The organism is Pseudomonas sp. PP3 (assembly GCF_905336995.1).
In the GTDB taxonomy this organism is placed as follows: Bacteria; Pseudomonadota; Gammaproteobacteria; order Pseudomonadales; family Pseudomonadaceae; genus Aquipseudomonas; species Aquipseudomonas reinekei.
Map to the genome: position 1 here is coordinate 3529491 of NZ_HG995459.1, position 25231 is coordinate 3554721.

The following is a 25231-nucleotide window of genomic DNA, read 5'->3' on the forward strand; positions in this document are numbered from 1 at the left end:
GCAGAGTGACTTATCCATTGCCGCTGGATACCCTTGCGCTCATCACCTCACTCCCTCCAGACGAGCCTGTCATGAAATCCCCTGCCGGCCTGCTGTTGTCGGGCATAGAACTGGACCGCGCCAGCTCGATTCCCCTTTACCGTCAGCTCTACCTGCAGATCCGCAAACAGATACTGTCCGGACGCCTGCAAGGGGGTGTACGCCTGCCGTCGACCCGAACACTGAGCACCGAGCTTGCGCTGTCGCGGATCACCATCCTGAATGCGTTCGACCAGTTGATCGCCGAAGGCTTTCTGGCGTCGCGCACCGGCGCGGGGACTTACGTTGGCAATGAGTGGGAAAGCCGCGGCATCGTTGACGACGAGCAACAACGTCCACCCCCACGCCTGTCGGACCTGAGCCAGGCGATGGTGTCGCTGCGCAGCAAGCATTTTCGCGGGGTGTCCTATGCCGATTGGGACCCGGCGAGCCCGACCTCGTTCCTGCCCAGCCACAGCACCTACGACGCTTTCCCGCAACATATCTGGAAGCGCCTGATGAACCGTCACCTGCACAAGCCGACCAAGGCCATGCTCGGTTATGGCGAGCTGCAAGGGTTGCTGGCCCTGCGCACGGCGATTGCCGAATACGTTTTCGATGCCCGCGGCATCGATTGCACGGCTGAGCAGGTCGTGATCGTTTCCGGCGCGCAGCAGGCCTTCAATCTGCTGGGCATGTTACTGCTCAATCCGCAGGACAGCGTCTGGATGGAAGACCCCGGGCACATCGCCGCCCGCATCGCGCTCCAGGCCCAGGGTGCCCAAGTGACGGCGTTACGAATCGACGAACAAGGGATCGACATCGCGCAAGGCCTGGCCGAATGCCCTGATGCGCGCCTGGTGTTTACCACGCCGTCTCGTCAGCATCCCTTGGGCGTGACCCTGAGTTACGCGCGGCGCCAGGCGCTCATCGATTGGGCCGCGCAATGCCAAAGCTGGATCATCGAGGACGACTGCGACAGCGAGTTTCGCTACAGCGGTCGTCCCTTGCCGGCGCTTTACGCCATGGACCAACGGGCGCGGGTGATTTACGTGGGGACCTTCAGCAAAGTCCTGTTCCCGTCACTGCGACTGGGTTACGTGATACTGCCCCACGCCCTGATCGAACCTTTCTGTACCCTGCGCGCGGTGATGGATCGCAGTCCACCGACCCTCTTGCAAGCGGTGACCGCCGACTTCATGAGTGAGGGCCATTTCCTCGGGCATATCCGTCGCATGCGTGCGTTGTATCAGGCGCGCCAGCAAGCGCTGGTGGAGCAATTGCAGGAGCAGCTGGGGGATTTTTTCAGCATCACCCCGGTTGAAGCCGGCATGCACCTGATTGCCTGGTTGCCAGAGGATCTGGACGCCGACGCCCTGGCCAAGGACCTGACCCGATACAACATTCACACCTATGCCCTGAGCGACTATTGCCTGCAAAACTATCTGCCCCCGGCGCTGTTGATCGGTTTCGCCGGCACCCCCGAGGACAAGGCAAGGGAGCGGGTTGAAGCGCTGGCTCAAGCGCTGATCAAAATGGGGGTCTATACACCCCCCGTGAAATGAGCAAAGTGGCCTTATCAATTAAATAGTAATGGATCTATCGAGAGTTCCTGACTGGCGCGATAAAGGCTGCGCCGGGAGACCCGGCGTCTGAACCAGGAATCACTCGAATGAACAATAAGATCCAGGAACGATTCAATGCCTTGCTCAGCCACAAGGCAAGCGAGGCCGCAGCGCCACCCCTGCTGACACCGGCACTGGCCAGGCAGTTGCTCGCGCGTCTCAAGCAATTGCGCTTGTTTGCCCATGCCTATCCGCTGCTGACCAACCTCACCCATGGCCGCGTCACCCCTGCCGATTTACTCGACTTTGCTTATCGTCACGAGCTTCAGGGACTGAGCTTGCACTTGCTCGACGGCGAGGAAAACAGCCTCAGCCAAATGACAGCCGCGCAGCTTCAGGCATTTTCCGCCAAGGCCAACGCCCTTGAACTGGACGTGCATCTGGAAATCAGCAGCACTCGCAAACAGGACGTCGATCAGGTCGTCAGCATTGCCAAGGCACTGGGCGTGCGCAACATCCGCGTCTACTCACGCTACGAAGGCACGCTGTCGCGGGTCATGGACATCATCGAGACTGATCTGCACTACCTCGCGCAGCAGGCCGACGAGCACGATTTGTACTTCGACTTCGAGCAGCATGAAGAACTCAAGAGCGCCGAGATCGCAGCGCTGTTGACCCGGCTCAACCACCCTCGCCTGCACGCCCTGTTCGATTTCGGCAACATGATCAATGCCTGCGAACAACCGCTGCAGGCCCTGCAAACACTCGCGCCGCACATCCGCCAGACCCACCTCAAGGGTGTGCGTGTGGTTCCCGAGCAAAGCGGTTTCGGTCACTACGGCGTACTGCAAGGCAGCCCCGAAGATGACCTGCCCAACGCCCGCATGCTGTTTGAACTGTTGATGCTGGGCGCGTCCTCGCCACAAGTGATCGCTTTCATTCTCGAGCAGGAAAACCACTACGTGGCACCGGCATTCCGCCAAACCGACGAGGCGGCCGACCCGTTCATTGCCTACCGGGAAATGAGTGACACGCCGCTGCCGGCTGGTTACTCGCTGGAACGCATGTTGGCCGACGAGCACCGCTGGGCCAACAACCAGGTCGCCTATGTCCGCGGCTTGCTGGCCGAGTTCCGCACCCTGGCCGAACTGACCCTGGATAACCACAGCAACGCCTGAACCTGACGTGGAGAACAACAATGACAATCCAAAACAAGGCCAAATGGCTCAGATTCCTGATCCTCATTCTCGGCGGCGGCACCATCTACAAACTGGCGAACCTCAAGGACGCCTTCTATGTGCCCATGCAGGAATTCATGGGCTTGAGCCACACTGAAATTGGCGTGCTGCTGAGCGCCAACGCTATCATCGCCACCGCGCTGTTTGTCGTCGGCGGTATGCTCGCAGACCGTTTTGACACGCGAAAGCTGATCCCCGTCGGTCTGCTCGGTACCGGTTGCCTGGGTCTCTATCTCTCGACATTCCCGCCGTTCAGCAATCTGTTGATTGTGTTCAGCCTGCTGGCCGTGTGCGCCGATTGCATCTTTTGGCCTTCGTTGCTCAAAGCCATCCGCAATCTGGGTGACGATCAGGAACAGGGTCGGTTGTTTGGCCTACTGGAAGGTGGACGTGGGGTGATCGATACGCTGGTGGCCTTTTCCGCACTGGGCGTGTTCATCGCCATGGGCTCCGGTGAAGCGGGCCTGAAATCGGCGATTCTCTTCTACTCGGTCATCGATATTCTGGCTGGCACCCTGACCTGGATCCTGCTCAAGAGCGGCACCACGCAATCGACGGTCAAAGCGAAAAACGGTTTGTCGAACCTTCTGGAGGCCGTCAAGGTACCGGGCATCTGGCTGGTCAGCCTGAACGTGTTCATGGTCTACATCGTGTATTGCGGCCTGACCTATTTCATTCCCTACCTCAAGGAAATGTACGGGTTGCCCGTGGCGCTTGTAGGTGCCTACGGCATCATCAACCAGTACTTTCTCAAGATTCTGGGTGGCCCCGCCGGTGGCTTCATTGCCGACAAGCAGTTCAAGAGCACCAGCCGCTACCTGAAATGGGCGTTTCTGGCCCTGCTGCCACTGATGGGCGTGATCATGCTGATCCCCAAGAGCCCGGGTTTCATTTATGCGGGCATGGCCGCCACCCTGTCCTTTGCGCTGATCGTGTTTTCCATGCGCGGTGTGTTCTGGGCGCCCATGGGTGAAGTCGGTATCCCGCAGCACATCACCGGCTCGGCATTCGGCATTGGTTGCCTGATCGGATATGCGCCGGGCATGTTCGCCTATGTGATCTACGGCTCAATCCTCGATCACTTCCCCGGCCAGCAAGGTTACAACTACGTCTTCAGCCTGATGAGCGTGCTGGCCATCCTCGGGTTTCTGGTGTCCAGCGTGCTGTATCAAACCGTGCGCCGTAAATCCACGGTCAGCGGCACCGTCGGTGCAGCGCAAGCCTGATCCTCCTGGCTAAACCGCTCGAGCATTGCCCCGGATGTTGCCGGGGCAATGGTGCCTTCATCAGTCCGCTTGCACAGTGGTTTGCAGCTGCTCACCCAGCCCGGTGATACCCAAACGCATGGTTTGCCCAGGGCGCAAGAAGACCGGATCGGGCTTGATCCCAAGCCCGACGCCGGGTGGCGTGCCGGTGGAAATCACATCGCCCGGTTGCAGGCTCATGCAGCGGCTCAGGTAGGCAATCAACTGCGGCACAGTGAAGATCAGGGTCCTTGTATTGCCCTGCTGGTAGCGATGGCCGTCGACATCGAGCCACAGATCCAGTGCATGCGGGTCGGCCACTTCATCGCGGGTCACCAGCCATGGGCCGAGGGGACCGAAAGTGTCGAAGCCCTTGCCCTTGTCCCACGTGCCGCCGCGCTCCAGTTGCCATTCGCGTTCTGACACATCATTGATAACGCAGTAGCCGGCAACATGCTCCATGGCATTGGCTTCGTCGATGTAACGCCCGCCCTTGCCGATGACCACGCCGAGTTCCACCTCCCAATCGGTCTTGCGCGAGCCGCGCGGGATCTCGATGTTGTCGTTCGGGCCGCAAATGGCGCTGGTCCATTTGTTGAAGATGATTGGCTCTTTCGGCACCTCCATGCCCGACTCGGCTGCGTGGTCGGCGTAGTTCAAACCAATGCAGATGAATTTGCCCACCTGCCCGACACACGCACCGATGCGCGGATGGCCCGGTACGATCGGCAGGCTGGCGGGGTCAATGGCGGCAAGCGCCGCCAGACCGGCCGGGCTCAAGACCTGCCCGGCGATATCCGTAACGTGACCCGAAAGGTCTCGCAGCTGATTGTCGGCATCCAGCAAGCCAGGTTTTTCCGAGCCTTTTTCGCCATAACGCAACAGTTTCATGGGGTTCTCCTGCTCAAACCAAAAAAACACATCCGGGTTCAGATACTCATGCCGCCATCGATGACGTGCACACCGCCCGTGGTATACGCCGAAGCATCGCTGCCCAGGTACAAGGCCAACCGGGCGATTTCCTGTGCGGTACCGATTCGGCCCATGGGTTGGCGGTCGAGGAATTGCTGGTAGACCTGCGCTTCATCAACCCCCTGCTGTGCGGCTTGAGCGGCGATGCGCTCGCGCAGGGACGGTGATTCCACGGTGCCGGGGCAAATCGCGTTGCAGCGAATGCCTTGGCCGATGAAATCGGCCGCGACCGCTTTGGTCAGCCCAACCACTGCCGCCTTGCTGGCCGCATAGGCGAACCGGTTGGGCACGCCCTTGACGCTGGACACGACCGACGACATGTTGATGATCGAACCGCCGCCACGCGCCAGCATGCCCGGCAAAAAGGCGCGGATCATGCGGTACATGGCGGTGGCATTGATGTCCATCGAACGCGCCCAGGCCGCTTCGTCACACTCGAGAATATTGCCGCTGTGCACGTAGCCGGCGCAGTTGAACAACACGTCCAGCGCACCGATGCGTTCACAGGTGTCGCTGATGGCGCTGGTCGACGTCACGTCCAGGGTCATTGCGTTGATGCCTTCGATGCCCGCCAGTGCGTGAATGTCGATATCACTGGCGTACACCTCGGCGCCCGCCTCGGCAAAGGCCATGGCACTGGCCAGGCCGATGCCCTGGCCGGCCGCCGTGACCAGTACCCGTTTGTTCTGCAGGTTCATGCGGTCTCCAGTTTGGCGCTGGTGGCGGCGGTTTTCGGGGTTCTGCCGAGCATCGCGGCGGGGATCATCAGGATCAGGCCACCGCTGATGAACAGGCAGGCCGCCAGTACGTAAGTCCCGTTATTGATATTACCGGTGAGGTTTTCCGCCACGGCGGTGATCATCGAACCGGTGAAGCCCGACAGGTTGCCGATGGCGTTGATCATGCCGATCCCGGCAGCCGCCGCGACCCCCGAAAGCACGGTGCCCGGCAGGGTCCAGAAAATCGGCATCAGGCTGAGAATCCCCGAGGCGGAGACGCTGAGGAACAGCACCGACAGCACCAGGTTGTCAGCGAAATACGCACTGAGGATCAGCCCCACGCCACCGATGAAAGCCGGAATCGCCGCATGCATCCGGCGCTCGCCGGTGCGGTTGGAATGACGGGCATTGAGCAGCATCGCCACCACGGCCACCGCGTAGGGAATGGCCGTCAGAAAGCCAATGTGCAGACTGTTAGTAATGCCAGTGCTCTTGATGATCGAAGGCATCCAGAACGCCAGGCCGTAAAAACCGGTGTTGAAGGTCAGCAGGATCAGCACCAACAGCCACACGCGGGGGTTGAAAAACACCTCGCTCAGGCGTGAAGCCTTGCCTTGGTTGTCGGTTTGCAGATTGGCCTTGAGCATGGCTTTTTCCGCCGCCGACAGCCACTTGGCCTTATCGATGTTGTCGGCCAGGCAGACGATCACCACGAACGCCATGATGATCGAAGGGATGCCTTCGATGATCAGCATCCACTGCCAGCCGGACATGCCGTGCACGCCTTGCATGCTGTTCATCAGCCAGCCGGACAAGATGCCGCCCAGGGTCAGGCTGATTGGCATGGCCATCAAGAACCCGGACATCACCCGGCTTTGGCGGTGGGTTGGAAACCAGTAGTTGAGGTAAAGGATCACGCCCGGAAAGAAGCCGGCTTCGCAGATACCCAGCAAAAAGCGCAACACGTAGAACATCGTGCTCGATTCAATGTGGAAGAAGCCCGCCAACGGTACGGTGTAGGCCACGGCCATGGAGATCACTGCCCAGCTCAACATGATCCGGGCAATCCAGAATCGCGCGCCGAAGCGATGCAGTAACAGGTTGCTCGGCACTTCGAACAGGAAGTAGCCCCAGAAAAACATGCTCGCACCCAAGGCATAGATGGTGTTGCTGAATTGCAGTTCGTTGAGCATGTCGAGCTTGGCAAAGCCGATGTTGACGCGATCCAGGTACGCCGCCATGTAACAAAGAAGCAGGACAGGCAGGATGCGCCAGATGACTTTGCGGTAGGTGCGGTCTTCAAAATCGAGTTGGCTGGCTTGCGCCTGCGCGGGCAAATGCTCGGATATCGTTTGCATGGAGGTAACCCCTGGGCATGTGGACATGCCTGATTGTTTTTATCGAATGGGTCACGCCGAGCGAGCGGTTCGCTCGGCGGTGGAACGATGGCTACAGTGCCTGGGCGGTTTTTTCTCCGTTGACCAGGCGCGTCAGCCCCAGTGGGTTGCTGTTCTTCAGGGCCTCGGGAAGCAAGGCGTCGGGGAAATTCTGATAACACACCGGACGCAGGAAGCGCTCGATGGCCAGGGTGCCCACCGAGGTGCCACGGGCATCGGACGTTGCCGGCCAAGGGCCGCCGTGGACCATTGCGTCACACACTTCCACCCCGGTGGGGTAGCCATTGATCAGTACGCGGCCGACCTTCTGCTCCAGTGTCGCCACCAGGTCGTGAGCCTGTTCCAGCTCTGCCGCTTCACCGAGCAAGGTCGCGGTCAGTTGCCCGCGCAAACCCTGCAGTGCCGCCAGCAGTTCAGCTCGATCAGCCACCTCAACTACCACCGTGGCCGGGCCGAAGATTTCTTCCTGTAGCAGCTCGTTGCCGGTCAACAACAGGCCGACATCGGCCTGGAACAATTGCGCCCGCGCCTGGTTTCCTTGCTGCGTCTGCCCTGCCAGATGGGTGATCTGCGGATGCGCCAGCAACGTTTCACAACCCTGTACGTAGCTGCGCAAGCCGCCGGCATTGAGCATGGTCTGCGCCGGTTGATCGGCCATCAAGGCGCCGAGCACCTGCACAAAATCCGTGAACGCCGGCGAGCGGATGCCAATGACCAGACCGGGGTTGGTGCAGAACTGCCCCGCCCCCATGACCACCGAGGCAGCCAGTTCACCGGCAATACGTGCCCCGCGAACCTGCAAGGCCTCAGGCAACACCAATACCGGATTGATGCTGCTCATTTCGGCGAACACCGGGATCGGTTGCGGGCGGGCTGCTGCCATGTCGCACAGCGCCCTGCCCCCTTTGAGCGAACCGGTGAAGCCGACCGCTTGAATCAGCGGATGCTTGACCAATGCTTCACCGACGCCAGCACCGAAGATCATGTTGAACACACCCGCGGGCATGGCGGTTTTTTCAGCGGCACGGATGATTGCCTCGGCCACCCGCTCCGCTGTCGCCATGTGGCCGCTGTGGGCCTTGAACACCACCGGGCAACCGGCCGCCAGCGCAGCAGCGGTGTCACCGCCGGCGGTGGAGAATGCCAGGGGAAAATTGCTGGCGCCGAATACCGCCACCGGACCGACACCCATTTGACACTGGCGCAGATCGCCACGGGGCAATGGCTTGCGGTCCGGCATCGGCAAGTCGATTCGCGCGCCGTGGCAATCACCGCGACGCAGGGCCTGGGCAAACAGACGCATCTGGCCGCTGGTGCGCGCTCGTTCACCCTGGATACGTGCCGCTGGCAAAGCGGTTTCCTGGCATACCAGGCTGATGAAGTCTTCGCCCAGTGCGTCCAGTTCGGCCGCGACGGCCTCAAGGAATTGCGCCCGTCGCTCAGCAGGCAAATGGCGGTAGATCGGGTAGGCCTGATGGGCCGCCTGGGCGGCCGCGTCCACTTCTTCGGCCGTGGCTTGTATGAATGCGGTGGGCAGTGCTTGACCGGTAGTCGCATCAACGCTGTGCAGCATCACCGACCCGGTGGCGCTGCGGCCACCGGCGATGAAATTGTGTCCGGACAGTTCGGGCATGACAGTCTCCTGACCCTGATTGGAAGCTGGTCGATACTCTACTGTCGCGAACCGATTCTTTCCCAATGGCATTTTTGGATTAACCGATAACGGATCGTTATCGAAAAAATCATCTATTTTCTGCCAACAACACGCTTCGTAGGAGCCGGCTTGCTGGCGATGGCGCCCGGTCATTCATTACAGAAGGCGCCTGAAGGACCGCTATCGCCAGCAAGCCGGCTCCTACAGATTGCGCGTGTTTCCAACGGTCGAGTTGAGACGCTGGATGACGGAGCGTTATCGAACAAATCATCTATTTTCTGCCAACAACACGCTTCGTAGGAGCCGGCTTGCTGGCGATGGCGCCCGGTCATTCAACACAGAAGGCGCCTGAAGGACCGCTATCGCCAGCAAGCCGGCTCCTACAGATTGCGCGCGTTTCCAACGGTCGAGTTGAGAAGCTGGATGACGGAGCGTTATCGAACAAATCATCTATTTTCTGCCAACAACACGCTGTGTAGGAGCCGGCTTGCTGGCGATGGCGCCCGGTCATTCAATACAGAAGGCGTCTGAAGGACCGCTATCGCCAGCAAGCCGGCTCCTACAGATTGCGCGCGTTTCCAACGCTCGAGTTGAGACGCGGGATGACGGAGCGTTATCGAAAAAATCATCTATTTTCTGCCAACAACACGCTTCGTAGGAGCCGGCTTGCTGGCGATGGCGCCGGTCATTCATTACAGAAGGCGCCTGAAGGACCGCTATCGCCAGCAAGCCGGCTCCTACAGATTGCGCGTTTCCAACGCTCGAGTTGAGACGCGGGATGACGGAGCGTTGTCGAAAAAATCATCTATTTTCTGCCAACAACACACTTTGTAGGAGCCGGCTTGCTGGCGATGGCGCCGGTCATTCAATACAGAAGGCGCCTGAAGGACCGCTATCGCCAGCAAGCCGGCTCCTACAGATTGCGCGTGTTTCCAACGGTCGAGTTGAGAAGCTGGATGACGGAGCGTTATCGAAAAAATCATCTATTTTTTGCCAACAACACGCTTCGTAGGAGCCGGCTTGCTGGCGATGGCGCCCGGTCATTCAATACAGAAGGCGCTTGAAGGACCGCTATCGCCAGCAAGCCGGCTCCTACAGATTGCGCGCGTTTCCAACGCTCGAGTTGAGAAGCTGGATGACGGAGCGATATCGAAAAAATCATCTATGTTCTGCCAACAACACACTTTGTAGGAGCCGGCTTGCTGGCGATGGCGCCCGGTCATTCAACACAGAAGGCGCCTGAAAGTCCGCTATCGCCAGCAAGCCGGCTCCTACAGGTTACGGTGCATTTCAACTGGCTGTTTCGCCGGCCAAGCGTGCGTTTTCCTTGAGGATTTCGGCAAACTCCAGGGCTGCCCCTACCAACTTCTCTCCCTTGCGGGTGAGGATGCCGTAATCCTGCGGGACCAGGTGCAGCGGCGTGTCGAGGGTTTTGAGCTGACCGCTGTCGAGCAGCGGGTTAACCATCGCATTGGGCAACATGCCGATCATGGGGCCGCGCTGCAAAACCTGGAGGAAGGTTTGCATGGAAATGGTGTCGACGGTGTTGCGCGGCATCCCGACCCCGGCTTCGGCAAAGGCCAGTTCCATGCGTGCGCGAATCGGCGTACCGACCGGGTACAGAATCCACGGCAGGTCCACCAGCTGCTGCAACGACGTCGGGCCGGCGTCGGCCAATGGATGGCGATTGTTGACCACGATGCAGAACGGTTCGGGCGCCAGCGGCTGAAAGTCGTAGCGCTGTTGCTGGCTTTGATCGGTGAAGCGGGCGACCGCCAGATCGAGCTTCTTTTCTTCGAGCATTTCCATCAGGTGGTTACTGGTTTGCTCCACCACTTCGATCGACAGCAGCGGCGAGCGCTGCTTGATCTGCAAAATGGCTTCGGGCAAGGCGACCGCCGTCGCCGCGAAAATCCCGCCCACCTTCAGGTGACCATGCCCGCCCTCACGCAGGCTGCTGATTTGCTCGACGAACGAGCGCGCATCGTTCAAGGCGATTTGCGCATAGCGCAGCACATGTTCGCCCAATGCCGTGGGCGGCATGCTCCGTGGCTGGCGTTCGAACAGGGCAAAACCCAACAGGCTTTCGATTTCCTTGAGCATCTTGCTGATGGCCGGCTGGCTCAGGTTCATCTGCTGGGCTGCCAAATGCATGTTGCGCGTGCGGCCCAAGGTGTCGATCAGCAGCAAATGCCTGAATTTGAGCCAGCCGCAAACGCTGGAAAAGGACAGTTCTGACATACGCGCGCCTCGACGAAGTAATAACCGCAAGTTATCGAATACTGAATATATCTCATTGGAGTTTATCGACTGCCCGCCCTAGCGTGAAGGCTTTACGAACCAGGAAGATTCGCCATGTCGCTAATGCTTACCCCCGAAAACACCCTGCCGGCCGACGGTGTGGCCGGCACTCTGATCGGTCGCGCCTGGGTCCCCGGCAAGGTCGCCGGGCCGTCGCCGATCGCCCTGCGCGCCGACGGCGTGTTTGACCTGTCGGAACGTTTCGCGACACTCAGCGACTTGCTGGAATCGGACGCGCCATTGTCAGCGGTGCGGCAGACACCGGGGACTTTCATCACCAGCATCGAAGCGTTACTGGCCAACACCGGGCCTGAGGCCGATCCGTCGAAACCCTACTTATTGCCACCGCTGGACTTGCAGGTGATCAAGGCTGCCGGGGTGACCTTTGCCGCCAGCATGATCGAGCGCGTGATCGAAGAGCAGGCCGGCGGTGATGCCGCAAAAGCCGAAGCCGTGCGGGCCACCGTACACGCGGTGATCGGCGACAACCTGCGCTCGATCGTTCCAGGCTCCGAGCAGGCCATGCGCTTGAAAGCCCTGTTGATTGAACAAGGCATGTGGTCGCAATACCTCGAAGTCGGCATCGGGCCAGACGCAGAAATATTCACCAAAGCCCCGGTGCTGGCTGCCGTCGGCAGCGGCAACCGAATCGGCATTCACCCAGGTTCGCAGTGGAACAACCCGGAACCGGAAGTGGTGCTGGCGGTGAACAGCCGGGGGCAGATCCAGGGTGCGACCCTGGGCAACGACGTCAACCTGCGGGATTTCGAAGGCCGCAGTGCCCTGCTGCTGAGCAAGGCCAAGGACAACAATGCGTCCTGCTCGATCGGGCCGTTCATTCGCCTGTTCGATGAACACTTCAGCCTCGATGACGTGCGTGCCTGCGTGGTCGACCTTCAGGTGCAGGGCGAGGACGGTTACCGCATGCGCGGTTCCAGCTCCATGAGCCAGATCAGCCGCGACCCGCAGGACCTGGCCGGCCAGACGTTGAATGCCAATCACCAATACCCCGATGGTTTCCTGCTGTTTCTCGGTACCCTGTTCGCCCCCACCGAAGATCGCGATCATGTCGGCAGCGGATTCACCCACAAGCTGGGTGACCGGGTCAGCATCAGCAGTCCGTTGCTGGGCAGCCTGCACAACCAGGTCACCCACAGTTGCGAGGCCGCGCCGTGGACCTTTGGTGTCAGCGCCCTGCTACGCAACCTCGCCGCCCGAGGACTGCTCGCCCGCTGAAACCGCAACGGATTGTCGATCCATCCAATGATAAGAGAGACCTGAATCATGAGTGACACCCCCAAGCGCCGCCTGCGCAGTGAGCAGTGGTTCAACGACCCTGCCCACGCGGACATGACTGCCCTGTACGTCGAACGCTACATGAACTACGGGATGACCCGCGAAGAACTGCAATCGGGCCGCCCGATCATCGGCATCGCCCAGACCGGCAGCGACCTGACCCCGTGCAACCGTCATCACCTGGAGCTGGCGCAACGGGTCAAGGCCGGCATCCGCGATGCCGGCGGCATTCCCATGGAATTCCCGGTGCACCCGATTGCCGAACAATCGCGGCGCCCGACCGCCGCGCTCGACCGCAACCTGGCTTATCTGGGGCTGGTGGAGATCCTGCACGGCTACCCGCTGGACGGCGTGGTGCTCACCACCGGTTGTGACAAAACCACCCCGGCCTGCCTGATGGCCGCCGCCACCACCGACCTGCCCGCCATCGTCCTGTCCGGCGGGCCGATGCTCGACGGCCACCACAAGGGTGAGTTGATCGGTTCCGGGACAGTGCTCTGGCATGCGCGCAACCTGATGGCTGCCGGCGAGATCGACTATGAAGGGTTCATGGAAATGACCACGGCGGCATCGCCGTCAGTCGGGCACTGCAACACCATGGGCACCGCCTTGTCGATGAACGCCCTGGCCGAAGCCCTGGGCATGTCGCTGCCAGGTTGCGCGAGCATTCCGGCGCCATACCGTGAACGTGGACAAATGGCCTATGCCACCGGAAAGCGCATCTGCGAACTGGTGATGCAGGACGTGCGTCCGTCGCAGATCATGACCCGCGAAGCGTTCGAGAACGCCATTGCCGTGGCTTCGGCGCTGGGCGCGTCGAGCAACTGCCCGCCACACCTGATCGCCATCGCCCGGCACATGGGCGTCGAGCTGAGCCTCGACGACTGGCAACGCATAGGCGAAGACGTGCCGCTGCTGGTCAACTGCATGCCGGCGGGCAAGTATCTGGGCGAAGGCTTCCACCGTGCGGGCGGTGTGCCGGCGGTGATGCATGAATTGCAAAAGGCCGGGCGCCTGCACGAAAACTGCGCCACGGTCAGCGGCAAGACCATCGGCGAGATCGTCAGCAGCACCCTGACCAGCAACGCCGAAGTGATCTACCCGTTCGAAACGCCACTCAAGCACCGCGCCGGCTTCATCGTGCTCAGTGGCAACTTCTTCGATAGCGCGATCATGAAAATGTCGGTGGTGGGCGAGGCGTTTCGCAAGACGTATCTCTCCGAACCGGGCGCAGAAAACAGCTTCGAAGCGCGAGCCATCGTGTTTGAAGGACCCGAGGATTATCACGCACGGATCGACGACCCGGCGCTGGATATCGACGAGCGCTGCATCCTGGTGATTCGTGGTGCGGGCACCGTGGGCTATCCCGGCAGTGCCGAAGTGGTGAACATGGCCCCGCCAGCCGCGCTGATCAAGCAAGGCATCGACTCTCTACCCTGCCTGGGCGACGGTCGCCAAAGCGGCACGTCGGCCAGCCCGTCGATTCTCAACATGTCTCCGGAAGCCGCGGTGGGCGGTGGCCTGGCGCTGCTCAAAACCAACGACCGGCTGCGTGTGGATCTGAACGCCAGGTCGGTCAACCTGCTGGTCGATGAAGACGAAATGGCCCGCCGCCGCGCCGAATGGACGCCGAACATCCCGGCTTCGCAAACCCCATGGCAAGAACTCTACCGGCAACTGGTCGGCCAGCTCTCCACCGGCGGTTGCCTGGAACCGGCCACCCTGCATTTGCGGGTGATCGCCCGCAGTGGTGGCGAGCCTCGGCATTCGCACTGACCGGCCCGTGAGCGTCCAGCGAATCAATGGCTTGGCTGGACGCCATCAAGGATCGACTTGCCCCATCAAATCGGGCACCGATTCCGGGCGATTGGCGTAGCGCTGCGCGAGTACCGCGCAGACCATCAACTGGATCTGATGGAACAGCATCAACGGCAGAATCAGCACGCCGATGGTGCTGCCGGCGAACAGCACCTGAGCCATCGGCACGCCGGTGGCCAGGCTTTTCTTCGAGCCACAGAACAGGATGGTGATGCGATCCTCCTGGCTGAAGCCGAAGGCCTTGCCGAGCACCGTGGAGGCCACCAGCACCAGGCCCAACAGCACGCAGCAGGCAACCACCAGCCCGGCCAGATCGCGCAACGGGATCTGATGCCAGATGCCTTCGATCACCGCCTGGCTGAACGCACCGTAGACCACCAGCAGAATTGACCCCTGATCGACGAACTTCAGCCAGCCCTTGTTGCGCGCCACCCAGGCGCCGATCCAGCGGCGGGCGATTTGCCCGGCAATGAACGGCAGCAACAGTTGCACGCTGATTTTCAGGATGGCATCGAGTGTCGAACCGCCGTCGCCGTGCACGTCCAGCAGCAACGTCACCAACAACGGCGTGAGGAAGATCCCGAACAGGCTCGACGCTGCCGCGCTGCAAATCGCTGCCGGAATGTTGCCGCGCGCCAACGAGGTGAAGGCAATCGCCGACTGCACCGTGGCGGGCAGCGCACAGAGGTAAAGCATGCCCATGTAAAGATTGTCGCCGATCAGGGGCGACAGCAAGGGCTTGAGCGCTAAACCGAGCAACGGAAACAGCACAAACGTCAGGCCGAACACCAGCAAATGCAGGCGCCAGTGGCCGGCGCCGGCGATGATCGACTCCCGCGAGAGCTTGGCCCCGTGCAGGAAAAACAGCAGGGCTATAGCGATGTTGGTCAACCAGCCGAAGCCGACGGCGACCTGACCGCTGGCCGGCAGCAAACTGGCGAGAATGACCACACCTATCAGCGTCAGGGTGAAGTTATCGGGTAAGAAGCGCGGGCGTGTCATCGGGATCATCCGGGTTGGCCAGGAACGTGATCTCGACTGTACCTCCGCGGCGAATTACCGACTAACGCTAATAAGCCAGTACATGTCGCCTAAAGGACAAACCGAGCGTTGCCTCGCGAAAAGGTCAAATGAGGCCCCAGGCGGTTCACTTGGTCGACTGGACGATAGCCTTCAGCTTATCCAGCGCGTCACTGGCGTTTTGTTGGTCCGACTCTTTCTTGTCGAACCAACTGGTGCCGTTCTGCAGAATCTCGGCAAGGATCGGGAAATACAGCTGTTTTTTCTTCGCCAGCTCCACCGGATCGGCCGCCGTTGCCTGATCCAGAGCGGTTTGCAGTGTGTTGCGCTGGGACAGCCATTGCGGCGTGGCCTTTTCCTCGGGACTCATGTTGTCCATGAAGCTCAGGGCAGCCTTGGCCCGGCCGACCGGATCGTTGGCGAACGGGTCTCTCCAGTTCTTCTTCTGGTCTTCCGGTCCGACGTAGTAACCGGTGGCAAGCTGAGCCTGCTGACGCATCACCTCCTGCGCGGCAGCTTGCTCGTCCTTGGTGAAGTGCCCGCCTTCGTTGGTGGCGACGGCATACAGCGAACGCCGGTCCAGGTCACCCATCAACGCATTGCGATCGGCCATGCTGTTGTCATACGGCTTGCCGCTGTCCTTCATCAGCGCGTACTTCTCATCCATGCGCTTGCGGGCGTCGAGGGCGACGTCAGCGAAGGTTTTGTCCTTGGAACTGGAAATCGCACCGGGCTTGGCCACACCGAGAATCAGCGCATCGGCGTTCATCCCCGCGCGCACCGGAAAGTACGGCGCGTTGCTGGCAATCGAATCGCTGTAGTCGGTGGCCGTGCTGGAGAAGCTCACCGCGTCATCATTTTGCGTTTGATCCGCGGCCGTGTTGCTATCCACCACTTTGTCCTGGGCCTCTGACGTCTTGCTGTTGGCGGCAGAGGTGTAGGCAGCGATCAAGGCGCTGGATGACGACGAGGACGAAGTGACGTTCATGGTTCTTCCCTGGTGGTGTGGCTCAAGTGAGGGCACGGCGGACGGCCTCATTCTATATCGGCAGGTTGCGCGGATCTTTATACCTTGGCGTTAAATGACCACACCCTTGTCTGGTGGTCAGCGCCCGGTTTTATCCCTAGATTGCTGCCGCCCGAAACCTGCACCGTCACCGGCAAGAACCACGACCCGTGGCTTGCCAAAAAAACGTGTCGCACTTTGTACAGCCGGATCTAAAATCGAAAGTAGCGGATGCAAGTTCATGTGACGCAGAGTCTTGCTGAAGAGGAAGGTACACGACAACGGCCAAGGGATTGCATTGCCACCTGTTGCTGCTGCTCAATGCGCTCCACGACCTTGCCTTTACCTGCTTCCACAACGGACATTCATCCATGGACATCGCTCCACATTTCATCATCCATGAAACGGCACATTGGATACTCAACCATCACATGTCGTCGAAGCTCCCTGGCTATCTGGTGCTGGGGACGCGCCACAACACCAGCTCGCTGGCCGAGCTTCCCGAAGCGGCGCTGATCGAACTCGGTGGCCTGCTCGGCAAAGTGCAGAGAGTCCTGCAAACGCAGTTACAGCCCAAGTGGCTCTACATCAGCCGTTTCGGCCATGATCCGGCGTTCCCCATTCATTTCCATTGCATCCCGGTCTACCACTGGGTCGAAGAACTGTTCTGGCAGGATGACCGCTACCGACTGCTGAAGAACTTCGGTGTCGGTGCCAGCGCTCACACATTGACCGATGGCGCCGAGCTGACGCTGTTCATCTGGCGCGAGTTTGGCGAGAGCCCGGAACCACCGAGCATCCAGGGCCCCGGCGTCGAACAGATCATCGAGCGTTTGCGCCTGTCTTTCCGCAGTGAGGGCTGACCGCAAGGTTCGCCTTGGGCTGGTGCACCGTTGCGTGCATCGCCATATAAAAGTGCATGCAGCCTGCGTGCTGAACCGCCCCTTCTTCCCTTGAACCCCTGATCCGGCGCGGCCCCAGAGATTCTGGCGCGCTGTTTGCTATGTACCTGCATCGCAGTCAACGCTGATTGCATTTATACGACAAAGGCGCCGTGTAGCCCCCGTTTCATTACGGAGGGCCGCATGGCGCCTTTTGCGTTTGCGCACCGCTCAGGTGCCGGCAGAGATTCGAGGGGCGAGGATGGCAAACAAAACCGTGCGCAGTGTATGTCCCTATTGTGGCGTGGGCTGCGGGATCGTCATGCAGGTCGAAGACAACCGGGTGGTCAAGGTCACGGGTGATAAAACTCACCCGGCCAACTTCGGCCGGTTGTGCACCAAGGGCACGACGTGCGGCAAGGCCATCGCCGAATCCGGCCGCATGGAAAATGCCTACCTGCGCCAGGAACGCAGTCGCGACCCGGTGCGCATGGCGATGGATTCGGCCATCAGCGAAACGGCGGCTCGCCTGCGCAACATTCTTGATCACCACGGCCCCGATGCGCTGTCGTTCTACGTGTCGGGGCAGATGTCGCTCGAGGCCCAGTACCTGATCAACAAACTGGCCAAAGGCTTTGTCCGCACCGCCAACCTCGAGTCCAATTCGCGCTTGTGCATGGCCAGCGCCAGCAGCGGCTACAAGCTGTCGCTCGGTGCCGACGGGCCTCCGGGCTCCTATCAGGACTTCGATCGTTCCAACCTGTTTTTCGTGATCGGCGCCAACATGGCCGACTGTCATCCAATCCTGTTCCTGCGGATGATGGATCGGGTCAAGGCCGGGGCGAAACTGATCGTGGTCGATCCTCGGCGCAGCGCCACGGCGGACAAGGCCGATCTGTTTCTGCCGATCAAACCCGGCACCGATCTGGCATTGCTCAATGGCCTGCTGCACCTGCTGGTGAAAAACGGCCACACCGACCCGGCCTTCATCGCCGCCTTCACCGAAGGCTGGGAGGCCATGCCCGGTTTCCTCGAGGATTATCAGCCAGCCGCCGTCGCCGAAATCACCGGCCTGCCTGAAGCGGACATCCGCCAGGCCGCGCAATGGATCGGCGAATCCGCCGAGTGGATGAGCTGCTGGACCATGGGCCTCAACCAAAGCACCCACGGCACCTGGAACACCAACGCCCTGTGCAACCTGCACCTGGCCACCGGCGCGATCTGCCGTCCGGGCAGCGGGCCGTTTTCCCTGACCGGCCAACCGAATGCCATGGGCGGCCGCGAGATGGGCTACATGGGGCCAGGCCTGCCCGGCCAGCGCTCAGTACTCGTCGAGGCGGATCGCGCTTTCGTCGAGGATTTGTGGAACATCCCCCACGACAGCCTGCCGCGCACAGCCGGTGCCGGCACGGTGGCGATGTTCGAACAAATGCGCGCTGGCCAGATCAAGGCCTGCTGGATCATCTGCACCAACCCGGTCGCGTCCGCGCCCAATCGCCAGACCGTGATCGAAGGCTTGCAGGCCGCCGAACTGGTGATCACCCAGGACGCCTTTCTCGATACCGAGACCAATCGCTACGCCGATATCCTCCTACCAGGGGCACTGTGGGCCGAGGCCGAGGGAGTGATGATCAACTCCGAGCGCAACCTGACGCTGATGCAGAAGGCCGTGGACGCTCCCGGTGAAACCCTGCCCGACTGGCAGATCATCGCCAGAGTGGCGTGCGAAATGGGCTTCGCCGAGGCCTTCAGTTACGCCGACGCCAACCAGGTGTTCGAAGAGATCAAACGCGCCTGGAACCCGCAAACCGGTTACGACATTCGCGGCGCCAGTCATGCCCGCCTGCGTGAACAACCGCTGCAATGGCCTTGCGCGTCCGCCAGCGCAAACGTGCGTAACCCGGTGCGCTACCTCAATGACGGCGTGAGCCAGGCACTCAAGGTCGAAGCCGACGGCAGCCGCCCCGCCATCGTATTCCCGAGCGCGGACGGCAAAGGCCAGTTCTTCCCTCGCCCGCACATGTCGCCAGCGGAAATGCCCGATGAACACTTTCCCTTCGTGCTCAACACCGGTCGCTTGCAACATCAGTGGCACACCCTGACCAAGACCGGCAAGGTCGAAACCCTGAACAAACTCAACCCCGGGCCGTTCATCGAGATTCACCCCGACGACGCCAGCCGCCTGGGCATCAAGGACAAGGACCCGGTCGAAGTACGTTCACTGCGGGGGCGTGCGGTATTGCCGGCGGTTGTGACCGAGCGAGTGCGCGAGGGCAACTGTTTTGCGCCTTTTCACTGGAACGATGTATTTGGCGAGAACCTGGCCATCAACGCCGTCACCAACGACGCCGTGGATCCGATTTCGCAGCAGCCTGAATTCAAGTGCTGTGCCGTCGCCCTGCAACGAGTCGAACTGATCAACCATCAGTTTCTCGAAACACCCGCGCCTGCCACCGCCCCACTCCCCGCTTGCACACACTCAGAGGAACTCGCCATGTCGAGCATCGAGACCTTTGCCGATCTCGCGGGCATTCGCAGCCTGCCCTCCCCGCCACTCAACGATAACGAACGCACGTACCTCGCCGGTTTTATCACGGGCCTGCAATCCACCGCGGGCCGTCAGGCCGGTGGCGTGCCGGTGATGCCGCCCAACGCACCCCTGGCAGCTGAAACCCGGTTGTGGCTGGACGGTGTGCTGGGCGGGTTGTTCAGCCGCGTCGAACTGGCCGACAGCCCCCTGTCGTCGAACGCGGTAGCGACAGACTGCACGCCCGCGCTGACCCTGCTGTGGGCTTCGCAAACCGGCAATGCCGAAGCGCTGGCCGAGCGTTTTGCCGCGCGCTTGCGTGACGACGGGATTGCCGTGGAGCTGAGTCCGATGGCTGACTTTGCAGCCAGCAAACTGGCGGGCACCCAAAACCTGGCGCTGATCAGCAGCACCTTTGGCGACGGCGATCCACCGGACAATGGCGAAGGTTTCTGGCACACCCTGAGCACGGCCGACATGCGCCTGGAATCCCTGCGTTTTGCAGTGTTGGGCTTGGGTGACCCGAACTACGACCAGTTCTGCCAGCACGGCAAGCAACTCGATCAGCGCCTGCATGAACTGGGCGCCACACGCCTGCTTGAGCGGGTCGATTGCGACACCGAGTTCGAAGAGCAAGCCGACAACTGGCTCACTCAATTGCACCAGGCCCTGAAGCCAGCGCCGTCGGTGGTAGACGCGCCGGCCAGCAAAACTTCGCCCGCCCCGGTCGAAGCCCCCGGCAAAACCCGACCGCATGCCTCTCGCCTGCTGACCAACCTTCACCTCAACCGCCAGAGCAGCAACAAGGAAACCCGGATGTTTGCCCTGGACCTGGCGGACTCGGGCATCCGTTACGAGGCAGGGGACGCGCTGGGGGTTTATCCGCGCAACTGCCCTGAACTGGTCGACGAATTGCTCTCACTGACGCGGATGAACGCCGACGCCACCGTCCATCTCGACAAGCTCGGTGAAGTGCCCTTGCGCCAAGCCCTGACCGAGCATTTGGAAATCGCCCGCCCCAGCCACGACACCCTGGCATTCATTGCCGAACGCAGCGCCAACCCGGCACTGAAACAACTGCTGGGCAGCGAGCGCAAAGCGGAACTCAAAGACTGGCTGTGGGGCCGGCAACTGGCGGACGTGCTGCAAGCGTTTCCGCTTGAGTGCTCGGCCAGCGAATTGCTGGGCACCTTCAAACGCCTGCAACCGCGCCTGTATTCCATCGCGTCCAGCCCCAAGGTGCACCCGAAGGAAGTGCATCTCACCGTCGCCGCCGTTCGCTATGGCAAACGCAAAGGCGTGTCTTCGACCTTTCTTGCCGACCGAGCGCAGAACGCTCATGTGCCGGTTTTCGTGCAGCCGTCGAAGCACTTCCGCGCCCCGGCCGATGGTGATGTGCCGATGATCATGATCGGCCCCGGCACCGGCGTGGCGCCTTTTCGCGCGTTCTTGCAGGAGCGTCGGGCACAGGGTGATCAGGGCCGTAACTGGCTGTTCTTTGGCGAGCAACATGCCGCGAGCGACTTCTACTACCGCGATGAATGGCAGGACATGCAACGCGATGGCCTGCTGACCCGGTTGAGCCTGGCGTTTTCTCGCGATCAGGCGCAGAAAATCTACGTGCAGGATCGCATCCGCGAACAAGGCGCCGAACTGTGGCGCTGGCTGCAGGAAGGCGCGCAGCTGTACATCTGCGGTGATGCCAGCCACATGGCCAAAGACGTCGACCAGGCCTTGCGGCAGGTCGCGCAATGCCATGGCGGGCTTGGCGCGCAATCCGCTGCCGATTACTGGCGGCAGATGAGCGAGCAAAAACGCTACCTGCGGGATGTTTACTGACCGTTTGATGACCGGCGTCTGGCGAGCTCTTCAGCCCGCCAGAGCGCCTGAATAAACACCTCGCCTGCAAAGCAGGAGTTCATGCTGACCCTCCGTTTCGGCTACCCTCTCACTGCGCCATGCCTCTCATCGTCCATGCGAGTCGCATCGCCTTATTTTGTAGTGAATGAAACGGAGAACTTTCATGCTCACGCGTACCCTCGCATTGGCCGTCGGCTTGACCCTGTCCATCAGCACTTTGCTGGCGCAAGCCGCCGATACCCTGAAAGTCAGCGCGATTCCCGACGAAGCCCCCACCGAATTGCTGCGCAAATTCAAACCCCTGGGCGCCTATCTGGAACAACAGTTGGGCATGAAAGTCGAGTTCGTGCCCGTGAGCGACTACCCGGCGGTGGTCGAGGCGCTGGCCACTGACCGTATCGACCTGGCCTGGCTCGGCGGCTTCACCTTCGTGCAGGCTCGCCTGAAAACCGGCAATGCCATCCCTTTGGTCCAGCGTGAACAGGATGCCCAGTTCACCAGTAAATTCATCACCGCCGACCCGGCCGTCAAATCCCTCGCCGACCTCAAGGGCAAGACGTTTGCCTTCGGTTCGGTGTCGTCCACGTCCGGCAGCTTGATGCCGCGTTATTTCATGCTCAAGGACGGCATCAAGCCGGAAACCTATTTCAGCCGCGTCGGCTATTCCGGCGCCCATGACGCCACGGTTGCCTGGGTCCAGGCCGGCAAAGTCGATGCCGGCGTGCTCAACGCCAGCGTCTGGGAAAAACTGGTGGCCGCCGGCAAGGTCGACACCAACAAGGTCAAAGTATTTGCCACCACCCCGGCCTACTTCGATTACAACTGGACCGTGCGCGGCACCCTCGACCCGGCGCTGGCCGCGAAAATCAAGGCGGCGTTCCTGGCCCTCGATCCGGCAAAACCGGCGGACAAGGAAATCCTCGATCTGCAGGCTGCCAGCCGCTTCATCGAAACCAACCCTGACAACTACAAGGGTATCGAGGAAGCCGCGCGCGCTGCCGACCTGCTCAAATGACCTTGCAGTTGAAACGGGTCAACCTGACCCATGCCAATGGGGTCCACGCGCTGCATGGCGTGGACCTGCACATCGGTGCGAACGAACAGGTCGCCATCATCGGCCCTTCCGGCGCGGGTAAATCCAGCCTGCTCAACCTGCTGGCCACGGCCCTGCAACCGAGCAGTGGCGAGTTACAAGTCCTCGGGGAACCGGCGTGGCAGCTGTCTGCCCGCCAGCGCCAGCGGTTGCGTGCGCGGATCGGCCTGGTGCACCAGTCGCCGCCGCTGCCACCGCGCCAACGGGTGGTCACGGCGGTGCTGGCCGGCAAGGTTGGCCAGTGGGGCCTGGGCAAAAGCCTGATGAACCTGCTGCATCCGCTGGATATTGCCGGCGCCCGCGCGGCGCTGGCCCGGCTGGACTTGAGCGACAAGTTGTTCACCCAGTGCCAGCAACTGTCCGGTGGTCAGCTACAGCGCGTGGGAATTGCCCGCGTGCTGTATCAGGCGCCCGAGGTATTGTTGGCCGATGAACCGGTGTCCGCGATGGACCCGGTTTTGGCCGAACACACCCTTTCAGTGCTGTGCCGTCATGCCCGCGAACACAACGTCACGCTGGTCGCCAGCCTGCATGCGGTGGAACTGGCGCTGTCGCATTTTTCCCGCATCATCGGCTTGCGAGACGGACAGATCCTGTTCGATCTGCCGGCCAGCGAAGTCGACCGCGAACGGCTCGACAAGCTCTACGCCAACGAACAGTTGCTTTCCCCACCGGTGCCGCCGGCCCCTCTGGTTGTGCAGATTCCCCGATGCTGAAGCGCGATACCCGAGACCCGGCCACCCGCCCCCGCCTGTTGCTGACACTGTTGGCCATTGCCCTGCTGTGGCCTGGCATTCGCTTCAGTGAGCTGGATTTGAGCGTGCTGGTAGCCAGCGACAGTCAGAGCGAAATGGGCCGTTTTGTCGCTGCGTTCTGGCCACCGGCCCATGACGGAGACTTCCTGCCGTTGCTCCTGCAAGCCACCCTGCAAACCCTGGCCATCGCCACGGCGGGTATGGCCCTGGCGCTGTTACTGGCGGTGCCCGCCAGCCTGTTGGCCAGTCGTGCATTGTCGCTGTCGGCGGCATCCCGCTCTGGGCGTCCTGACTACTGGGGGCAATGGCTGCGCTGGCCGGTGCGCGGCTTGCTGATCTTTCTGCGCAGCGTGCCGGAGATCGTCTGGGCGTTGCTGTTCGTGCGCGCCGTCGGCCTCGGCCCCACGGCCGGGGTTCTGGCCATCGCCATTACCTACAGCGGCATGCTGGGCAAGGTCTACGCGGAAATCTATGAATCGGTGGACCAGCGCCCGGCCCACGCCCTGCTGCAGGCCGGCAGCGGTCGCCTCGCGGCCTTCGCTTACGGGATTCTGCCCAATGTCGCGGCGGAGTTGGTCTCGTACACGGTGTACCGCTGGGAATGCGCGATCCGCGCCTCGGTGGTGATGGGGTTTGTCGGTGCCGGTGGCCTCGGCCAGCAAATGGACCTGTCGCTGCGCATGTTCGCCGGCGGCGAGGTGGCCAGTCTGTTGCTGACGTTCCTGGTGCTGGTGCTGTTCGCCGATCAACTCAGCCGCCTGCTGCGCTGGAGGCTGGCATGAATCGCCTGATCAACCTGGCGCTGTTGCTCGGCATCGGCGCGGCGGTCATCGCCTCTTTCATCTACTTGGGCATCGACCTCGGCGAGTTGGGCGCGACCGGCAATCTCGAACGCATGGCGGCGTATGCCCGGCGCTTTCTCAGCCCCGACCTGAGCACCGCTCACCTGCAAGCCATCGCCCACGGCGCACTGGAAACCATCGCCATGTCGGCCCTGGGCACATTGCTCGCGGCGGTGTTCGGCCTGGTGTTGGCGTTACCGGCAGCGGGACGCTTCGGCTGGCCGCTGCAGAGCGCCTCACGTCTGGTGCTCAATGCCCTGCGCGCGGTGCCGGAACTGGTGTGGGCCGCGCTGATGGTGCTGGCCGCGGGGCTCGGCCCCAATGCCGGCACGCTGGCATTGGCCCTGCACACCACCGGCGTACTCGGCCGGTTGTTCGCCGAAGCGCTGGAAAACACCCCGCCGCAACCGGCCGAAGCGATTCGCCTGCAAGGCGGCAACGCACTGTGGGCGTTCTGTTACGGCACGCTGCCCAACCTGTGGCCGCAACTGGTGGCCTACATTCTGTACCGCTGGGAGAACAACATCCGCATGGCCAGCGTGCTCGGTTTCGTCGGTGCCGGTGGTCTGGGACAGATGCTGTACGTCAGCCTCAGCCTGTTTCAGGAGGCTCAAGCCAGCACGGTCATCCTGGCCATGCTATTACTGGTATTCGCTGTCGATACGTTGAGCAGCTGGAGCCGTCAACGCTGGGTAAAGGCCTGACGGCTTTTGCACAACAGCTCGCCCCTGAAAGATTTCGCCTATCAGCGACCAATACTGTGGCTATTAGCTGACTTCCCAAGGGGCGACTAGCATTATCTAACGCCGGTGCCATCTGGCCGGCCGAGACCTGATAACGAGATAAGAACGAGTCAGCAACTGACTGGGCGTACCGTGGGTCATCCTGTCGGCAAGCGCGTTGCCTGTATTCAGAATGCCCGCATGGCCACAACGATCAAAGGATCGAAATGCAGGGCCAGAAGCCTGAGTCATTGATTTCAATCACCGCTGTCCGCCCATGAACCGGGACGGATAGCTGAATGA

The 25231-nt window shown here is 61.3% G+C and carries 19 protein-coding genes; 12 read left to right on the forward strand and 7 right to left on the reverse strand.

Annotated elements, in window-relative coordinates:
* The first annotated feature begins 71 nt into the window (after nt 1-71).
* The 3 genes from KHO07_RS15970 to KHO07_RS15980 all read left to right on the forward strand — a co-directional run bounded on the left by KHO07_RS15970 (nt 72) and on the right by KHO07_RS15980 (nt 4047).
* Nucleotides 72-1583: a PLP-dependent aminotransferase family protein gene (locus KHO07_RS15970; RefSeq protein WP_150732605.1), complete on the forward strand. Its 1512-nt coding sequence runs from the start codon at nt 72-74 to the stop codon at nt 1581-1583.
* 107 nt (nt 1584-1690) lie between these two features.
* Entirely contained in the window at nt 1691-2761 is a 1071-nt protein-coding gene (locus KHO07_RS15975) for a TIM barrel protein (protein ID WP_212624848.1), read from the forward strand.
* A 20-nt stretch (nt 2762-2781) separates the two neighbouring features.
* Nucleotides 2782-4047, forward strand: coding sequence for an MFS transporter (locus KHO07_RS15980; RefSeq protein WP_150732603.1), 1266 nt, complete (start codon nt 2782-2784; stop codon nt 4045-4047).
* Nucleotides 4048-4107: 60 nt separating this feature from the next.
* On the opposite strand, the gene KHO07_RS15985 is transcribed toward KHO07_RS15980, so the two are convergent.
* The 4 genes from KHO07_RS15985 to KHO07_RS16000 all read right to left on the reverse strand — a co-directional run bounded on the left by KHO07_RS15985 (nt 4108) and on the right by KHO07_RS16000 (nt 8786).
* Complete coding sequence (locus tag KHO07_RS15985; protein WP_075944904.1) at nt 4108-4956, reverse strand: ureidoglycolate lyase; 849 nt, start codon at nt 4954-4956, stop codon at nt 4108-4110.
* A gap of 38 nt (nt 4957-4994) precedes the next feature.
* Nucleotides 4995-5735 (reverse strand): SDR family oxidoreductase, encoded by a 741-nt coding sequence (locus tag KHO07_RS15990; RefSeq protein WP_212624849.1) that lies wholly within the window; start codon nt 5733-5735, stop codon nt 4995-4997.
* Entirely contained in the window at nt 5732-7114 is a 1383-nt protein-coding gene (locus KHO07_RS15995) for an MFS transporter (protein WP_075944906.1), read from the reverse strand. The genes KHO07_RS15990 and KHO07_RS15995 overlap by 4 nt, the downstream gene beginning before the upstream one ends.
* Before the next feature lie 91 nt (nt 7115-7205).
* Complete coding sequence (locus KHO07_RS16000) at nt 7206-8786, reverse strand: aldehyde dehydrogenase (NADP(+)) (protein WP_212624850.1); 1581 nt, start codon at nt 8784-8786, stop codon at nt 7206-7208.
* A gap of 863 nt (nt 8787-9649) precedes the next feature.
* On the opposite strand from KHO07_RS16000, the gene KHO07_RS16005 reads away from it, so the two are divergent.
* Nucleotides 9650-9871 carry a hypothetical protein gene (locus tag KHO07_RS16005; protein ID WP_212624851.1) on the forward strand — a complete coding sequence of 74 codons (222 nt, stop codon included), beginning with the start codon at nt 9650-9652 and terminating at the stop codon, nt 9869-9871.
* 226 nt (nt 9872-10097) lie between these two features.
* On the opposite strand, the gene KHO07_RS16010 is transcribed toward KHO07_RS16005, so the two are convergent.
* Complete coding sequence (locus KHO07_RS16010; protein WP_150732599.1) at nt 10098-11048, reverse strand: LysR family transcriptional regulator; 951 nt, start codon at nt 11046-11048, stop codon at nt 10098-10100.
* Between the two features lie 114 nt (nt 11049-11162).
* Here KHO07_RS16010 and KHO07_RS16015 point away from each other — a divergent pair, with 114 nt between their 5' ends.
* Nucleotides 11163-12344: a fumarylacetoacetate hydrolase family protein gene (locus tag KHO07_RS16015; RefSeq protein WP_150732598.1), complete on the forward strand. Its 1182-nt coding sequence runs from the start codon at nt 11163-11165 to the stop codon at nt 12342-12344.
* A 48-nt stretch (nt 12345-12392) separates the two neighbouring features.
* Nucleotides 12393-14180, forward strand: coding sequence for an IlvD/Edd family dehydratase (locus KHO07_RS16020; protein ID WP_212624852.1), 1788 nt, complete (start codon nt 12393-12395; stop codon nt 14178-14180).
* 45 nt (nt 14181-14225) lie between these two features.
* On the opposite strand, the gene KHO07_RS16025 is transcribed toward KHO07_RS16020, so the two are convergent.
* Nucleotides 14226-15224 carry a bile acid:sodium symporter family protein gene (locus KHO07_RS16025; RefSeq protein ID WP_212624853.1) on the reverse strand — a complete coding sequence of 333 codons (999 nt, stop codon included), beginning with the start codon at nt 15222-15224 and terminating at the stop codon, nt 14226-14228.
* A 145-nt stretch (nt 15225-15369) separates the two neighbouring features.
* Nucleotides 15370-16230 (reverse strand): hypothetical protein, encoded by an 861-nt coding sequence (locus tag KHO07_RS16030; protein ID WP_212624854.1) that lies wholly within the window; start codon nt 16228-16230, stop codon nt 15370-15372.
* 389 nt (nt 16231-16619) lie between these two features.
* Here KHO07_RS16030 and KHO07_RS16035 point away from each other — a divergent pair, with 389 nt between their 5' ends.
* The 6 genes from KHO07_RS16035 (at nt 16620) to phnE (ending at nt 24910) form a co-directional block, all read left to right on the forward strand.
* Nucleotides 16620-17111, forward strand: coding sequence for an HIT family protein (locus KHO07_RS16035; protein WP_150732594.1), 492 nt, complete (start codon nt 16620-16622; stop codon nt 17109-17111).
* Nucleotides 17112-17391: 280 nt separating this feature from the next.
* Nucleotides 17392-21495: a bifunctional nitrate reductase/sulfite reductase flavoprotein subunit alpha gene (locus KHO07_RS16040; RefSeq protein ID WP_212624855.1), complete on the forward strand. Its 4104-nt coding sequence runs from the start codon at nt 17392-17394 to the stop codon at nt 21493-21495.
* A 184-nt stretch (nt 21496-21679) separates the two neighbouring features.
* Nucleotides 21680-22531, forward strand: coding sequence for a putative selenate ABC transporter substrate-binding protein (locus tag KHO07_RS16045; protein ID WP_212624856.1), 852 nt, complete (start codon nt 21680-21682; stop codon nt 22529-22531).
* Nucleotides 22528-23325: an ATP-binding cassette domain-containing protein gene (locus KHO07_RS16050; protein ID WP_212624857.1), complete on the forward strand. Its 798-nt coding sequence runs from the start codon at nt 22528-22530 to the stop codon at nt 23323-23325. Before KHO07_RS16045 ends, KHO07_RS16050 begins: the two co-directional genes overlap by 4 nt.
* Complete coding sequence (locus KHO07_RS16055; RefSeq protein WP_150732590.1) at nt 23319-24146, forward strand: ABC transporter permease; 828 nt, start codon at nt 23319-23321, stop codon at nt 24144-24146. Before KHO07_RS16050 ends, KHO07_RS16055 begins: the two co-directional genes overlap by 7 nt.
* Entirely contained in the window at nt 24143-24910 is a 768-nt protein-coding gene (gene phnE, locus KHO07_RS16060) for a phosphonate ABC transporter, permease protein PhnE (RefSeq protein WP_150732589.1), read from the forward strand. The genes KHO07_RS16055 and phnE overlap by 4 nt, the downstream gene beginning before the upstream one ends.
* The last annotated feature ends 321 nt before the right edge of the window (nt 24911-25231 follow it).